Consider the following 3159-nt stretch of genomic DNA (forward strand, 5'->3'; position numbering starts at 1 on the left):
TGCCTCCGGGGTCTCGCCTGCCCGTCTTGGATGCGTCTCAGCTGGAACCGTTCCAGCCGTTCGCGGAATCGTCGGATCATGTCTCATCTCTCCTTTCGGCCGTTCTGGCCGTTGTGGTGTCGCCGGTCGTGGCGAGGTCTGACGGGGCGTCGGCTCCGTCAGGGGTGGCGGGGAAGGCGTCTTGTCGTACGCCGCACGTGCTTCAGGTGGGACGGTCGTGTCAGGATGTTTCGGTTGCTCGTTCGCCTTCATCCCACGTCTCCATCGCCATGGTTGTGGTTGTGGAGGTGGGGGGCTCGCTTCTCCGGTCGATGAATCCGGATCGGGTCCCGCCTGTCCGGTCCGGGCAGGCTCACCCGACTGTGACGTCTGCCATCCATACCGTCCACGCGGTCTCGTGCTTGACTCAGGTTCAGGAGCCGGTTCTGACGGGACCGATTCTTCCTGCGTTCCAGGCGCTGAACTCTCGACGGTCACCTGTCCCGCCGGTTTCTCTTCATCAGGCCGTGGGGTTTGCCACTTCCAACGTTTCCGAGGTGTCGGTCCCGTTTCTGTCTTCTTCGATTCTGGTGTCGATTGTCCTGTCACGTCAGGCGTTGCCTGTGCGTCCTTCGAGGCGGACGAGGCGTCCGGTTTCGACTCCGTCGCGCCACCCTTTGGCGGGTCCGTCTTCCAACCATTCTTGGCGTACTTGGCCAATGGCGAGCGGGACGCCGCGGTCGATGTCGCGTCCGCTGATGATCCGGTCTTGTCCTTCTTCGAGTCGCCGTAGTCGATCCTGAGCGGGACCGGCAAAGCGTCGTTCTTCTTGCCCTTGAGCGTCTCGGCCGAGCGTTTGACCGCCGCGGCGCCCGTCATCGCGCCGATCCCGGCTGAGAGTGGGGCCGTGAACACCGAACCGCCCGCACGGGCCATGTCGACGCCCTCACGGAGCCCGGCACGCGTCCCGAACTTGTTGTCAAAGTACGTGATCCCTTTGAACAGTCCAACAGTCAGGACGAACAGACCGATCAGTTTGGCGAGCCCGCCCTGATCCGACGCGAACAGCAGATTGCTGAAATACAGATAGAGCCGGAACCCGAGCACGAGGATGACGAGCGTCAGGAGCTTCTGCGCCAACTCGGTAAAGATATTGCGCATCGTGTCGCTCTCCCGCGCGCCGATGGCGGCCGCAATCGGGGCGAGCACCTGCGCAAGCAGAATCTCATACAGCAACATCGCCGTCTTGAACGCGACGAACAGGAGCGCGAAGGCGAGGACAATGAGTTGAACGAAGATCGGGAGGAAATTGATGTGATAGCGGTAATACTTCGTCGCCCCGATCCCAAATATCCCGTCATCCAGTTCGACCGCTTTGTTTTGAGACGAGTCCCAGTATCGGGTCAGGATTTTCTTGTCCATATCCGTCTCCATCATCTCGTCCGTGACTCGGGCCACCGGGTTCAACAAGACGAAGCTCTGACGGGAGTCGATCTCGTTCTTTTGGCTGAGCGTCATCTCGTCCGGGGACGTCCGCCACCCGTCCTCCATGAACTGCTTGATGTCATACACGTTGCCCCGTACGACGACCTCCGTCAACGGGATGTCGACATCCCCACCGTTCGTGGCCTCCTCGACGAACACCTGGCCACTGTCGCTCAGGTCGAGCCCCTTCGAGACGACGTCCGGCACGATCAACACGACGACGATGGCGAAGAAGAACGCCTGGAACACGTTCCCGTACTTCATCTGAGGATTGACGAACATCATGTAGCCGAGGATGACCCCTTGGATCATCATGAACGTCCAGAAGAAGAAGGCGAACACGCCCTCCAACCGCCCGATGAGCGGGTTCGTGAAGAACCCACGGAACAGCTCGTCGATGCCCGTGTACAGCGTCTCGACGCCCTGCAGAAGCGATAGGAGACCGAGCATCCAGCCCCAGAGCACCGTGCGGAAGTAATCCGACATGATGCTCGTGACATCAAAATACGGACTGAAGGTCTCATATAACGTTGCATTGATTTCCAATTGCCTTTCCCTTCCTTTCTGCCCGATATCTGGGCACGTACACAAAAGGACGGCCACATGAGGGCCGTCCTGATTTCTTGCTTATTGGTCAACTAGCGACAAAAGTTCTTGGACATCCTTGTCCACGTCACGCTCGATATCCTCGCGCGTCTTCCCGCCCTCGGCGACGAGGGTTTGTTTCCCACGATAAATCTCACCGTCATGGACGAGACCGATTTCACTGTATTTCGAATGGAATAACGCATAAATCTGATCATTGTATGGATTTTCTTCTTTGTCGATGACGAAATAGTGAACCTCCTTCTCCTTGAACACCCGGTCCATCATCTCCGATACTTTCGATTCACCGGCGATGTCAAAGCTGTCACCCTCATAAAAGAAGAACGTTTTGCCTGCCTCTAACATCTCATTGGCCTCCGTATAGGTGATGACCGTCGGACCCTCGCCCTCGTACAGCGTGTCGAGCGCTTCCGCCCGGCCACAGCCCGACAGCGTCAACAACAACCCGCCGAGCATCAACAGGGCACCGATCAGCAATACATTCCATCGCATTCGTTTCATCATGGTTCCTCCTTAGTTTTCCGTATCACCTTCCCCCTCTCCCAAAAGATAAGGTCGGAGTAGTTTCTCCGCCGTCTCCTGATCAATCGGGGCGAAAATGTCGACGACATCCTCTAAATCAATCAGAATCGTCATCGTCCGTTTCGAGAGCGGTACCTGTTCCTTTTTCAGGTCGATCCACTCTTCGAGTGTCCGCGTCTTCTCATCTGTATTCGGCTCTTCGTCGTTCGAGTCGTGAGGTTCCCCTTCATCCGGTTCGGGAGAAGGGCGGACGGGTTCCTCTTGCGTCGGTTCAGGGCTCATGCCGAACGTGTCGTCCAACAGGTCGAGCCCGGATGGTGTGGCCGGCGTCTCCGTCTCACTCTCCGACTTGGCCGGGACGTCCGTCCCGTGCGTCGGGAGGGGCGTCGAGGAGGACTCTGGTTTGACCGTGGAGGATTCAGATGGACCTGATCCCTCCTTCTGTCCGGTGGACGCGTCCACGGTGTCTTCTGGGGCCGGAGCGCCCTCTGGGGGCGTGAAACGCGTGATCGGGCCGTCATACACACGGCGTTCGCGCCATGCGATGACCTGGTCCATGTATTCCTT

Annotated in this window: 3 protein-coding genes; all 3 read right to left on the minus strand. The window is 58.4% G+C overall.

Annotation, left to right across the window (positions count from 1 at the left end):
- On the minus strand, positions 1-2010 hold a 2010-nt coding region (locus tag GVY43_RS15385), incomplete at its 3' end, for a pLS20_p028 family conjugation system transmembrane protein (protein ID WP_159563740.1).
- An 81-nt stretch (positions 2011-2091) separates the two neighbouring features.
- Positions 2092-2571: a hypothetical protein gene (locus GVY43_RS15390; protein ID WP_159563741.1), complete on the minus strand. Its 480-nt coding sequence runs from the start codon at positions 2569-2571 to the stop codon at positions 2092-2094.
- A 12-nt stretch (positions 2572-2583) separates the two neighbouring features.
- Positions 2584-3159, minus strand: a 576-nt coding sequence (locus tag GVY43_RS15395; RefSeq protein ID WP_201303655.1) for a hypothetical protein, incomplete at its 5' end; no start/stop codon positions are given.

Origin of the sequence: Exiguobacterium sp. 8H, assembly GCF_902506255.1 — a bacterium.
GTDB classification, from domain to species: Bacteria; Bacillota; Bacilli; order Exiguobacteriales; family Exiguobacteriaceae; genus Exiguobacterium; species Exiguobacterium profundum.